We start from the raw sequence: 2,274 nt of genomic DNA, 5'->3' as shown, positions 1-2,274 counted from the left end.
AACCTCACGCACGGTTTGACGAGGGGGAGCTGGAAATCGGTAGTTCCTTTGTCTGGCTTAGTAAGGTGGAAAACCCTGAAACCCGAGGACGAAGAAACTATACGGCGCCTGCTCTCTACTCTACTTAAAATCCTTTGTCGTACTCGCTCGCAAGCGATTAAAATGTATTATGCAGTTAAAGATTTCCTTCAAACAAGGCTTCGCCTTGAAACCAGTGAAGAAAAATCAAAAGTGGTCAATCTAAAGAAAAATCCATCAGAGTTTTTAGGTTTCCGCATTAAAGCACATCGTAAAAAGACGAATATGGGGATACGGTATGTAGCTCGTTCACATATGACTCAAAAGGCACTTGGAAATGCACAAATGAAGATAAAACAAGCCGTAAAGGCAATTCAGAAACACCAAACAGCTGAGAATGTTTGGCGGTTTAATACGGTCATAATGGGTATACAAAATTATTACTCAGCAGCCTCACGGATAACGATAGACTTAAGTAAGCTGAACAATCGTCTTAATAAAGCATTATATAATCGTTTAAGTGAAGTGAGAAAAGAGGCTACGTTTCAGGACTTCTCAAAATCCATGCAGAAACGGTATAAGGGATATGAATGTAAACTTTACAAAATAAAAGAAATGGTTCTTGTCCCAATTCATGCCCAACGCTGTAAGGTGAATCTAAATTTCTCTCAAACTATCTGTAACTACACTACCGCAGGTAGAAATAAAATTCATCAAAACTTGCGAGCTATTAATAAACAAACACTCGCTCATGTAATGAAACAATTTATACCTAGCCGTTCCATTGAATATAACGATAATCGGATTAGCCGTTTTATTGCACAATATGGAAAATGTGCCGTTACAGGAATTGAATTAGGGATGGATGATTGGCATTGTCATCACAAGACACCATACCATCTTACAAAAGATGATTCATACGGAAATTTAGTGATAGTGCATGAACCTGTTCACCGCCTTATTTACATGAGAAATCAAGAGAAAATGCAAGTGCTGTTAGACGCACTCAAGTTAAATGAAAAGCAACTCAAAAAGGTCAATGAATTGCGTGAGCAATGTCTGAACGAAGCCATCTGATTCTACATTTCATCTTGCATATACATAAAAATACTGAATGAACTGGATTAGTTGGAACGCCGTATGTGATGAAAGTCGCACGTACGGTGTGGGCAGAGGGAAAAGGGGACGATAACTTCAAACCCTTACCTATCTGCATAATAACATCTTTACAGAAAGCTGGATATTATTGCGAAATATAGTTGATATTGTGAGGGGTTTGTATTGAATATTTTAGTAACAGGTTTTACAGGAAAAGTTGGATTACAGGTTGCAAACTATTTGAAAGATCAAGATATCCCGATTGTATGTGCAGTTCGAGATGTTGAAAAAACCAAAGCTAAGTTTGGTGATGCATATGAATACGTGAATCTTAATTTTTCAGATTCAAGCACGTTTGATGGTGCACTTGAAAATGTTGACCGTGTTTTTTTAATGTACCCACCCGGTGAAAAACTTCAATTTGATACCTTTTTAAAAAAGGCAAAGGATAAAGAAATTAAACATATTACTTATTTATCGTTAAAAGATGTTCAATACATGCCTTTTATTCATCATTACAAAATGGAAAAGCTAATAAAAAATTCACAAATACCTTATACATTCGTTCGCGCCGGGTATTTCATGCAAAATTTAAATGATTTTCTTTGTAAAGAAATTAAGGAAAGGCAGCGTATATTTGTACCGGCAGGTAAAGGAAAAACAAGCTTTGTCGATACTCGAGATCTTGCTGAAATTTCTGGTGTATCGTTGGTTAATAAAGATAAGCATAAAAACAAAATATATGTGATCACAGGAAATGAGGCGCTTAATTTTTTTGATGTTGCAAAACAAATGACTGAAGTTCTTGGAGTGAAAATTGAATATACAAATCCTTCCGTCAAAGAATTTAAGAATTATATGAGGAAGATTGGTGAAGACGAAGGATTTGTAAATGTTGTCGTTGGTATTCATATACCAACAAAACTAGGACTTGCAAAAGGGGTCAAGCACGATTACGAGAAATTAACAGGAAAAAAGCCTACAAATATTAAAAATTATATTAAGGATTACAAAAAGAATTGGATTTAGTAAGGTAAGCGTCAAATAAAATACACGTAGGAACCAACGGTCATCCATGCGATAATCTTCTTAGAAACCAACTCGGGAGGTTATGCGATGACCCAACAAGACAAAAGAATAAAATGGAAAGCACGCTAC

The 2,274-nt window shown here is 36.0% G+C and carries 1 protein-coding gene and 1 pseudogene; both read left to right on the top strand.

Annotation, left to right across the window (positions count from 1 at the left end):
- A pseudogene (locus IEW67_RS17755) lies at nt 1–1,095 on the top strand (hypothetical protein); the annotation flags it as partial.
- Between the two features lie 204 nt (nt 1,096–1,299).
- Nucleotides 1,300–2,145: an SDR family oxidoreductase gene (locus IEW67_RS17750; RefSeq protein ID WP_188634412.1), complete on the top strand. Its 846-nt coding sequence runs from the start codon at nt 1,300–1,302 to the stop codon at nt 2,143–2,145.
- Nucleotides 2,146–2,274 lie beyond the last annotated feature (129 nt).

Origin of the sequence: Lentibacillus kapialis (assembly GCF_014646635.1) — a bacterium.
Classification (GTDB): Bacteria; Bacillota; Bacilli; order Bacillales; family Amphibacillaceae; genus Lentibacillus; species Lentibacillus kapialis.
The sequence above is the reverse complement of the archived record's forward strand: the minus strand, read 5'-3'. Positions and strand labels throughout refer to the sequence as shown.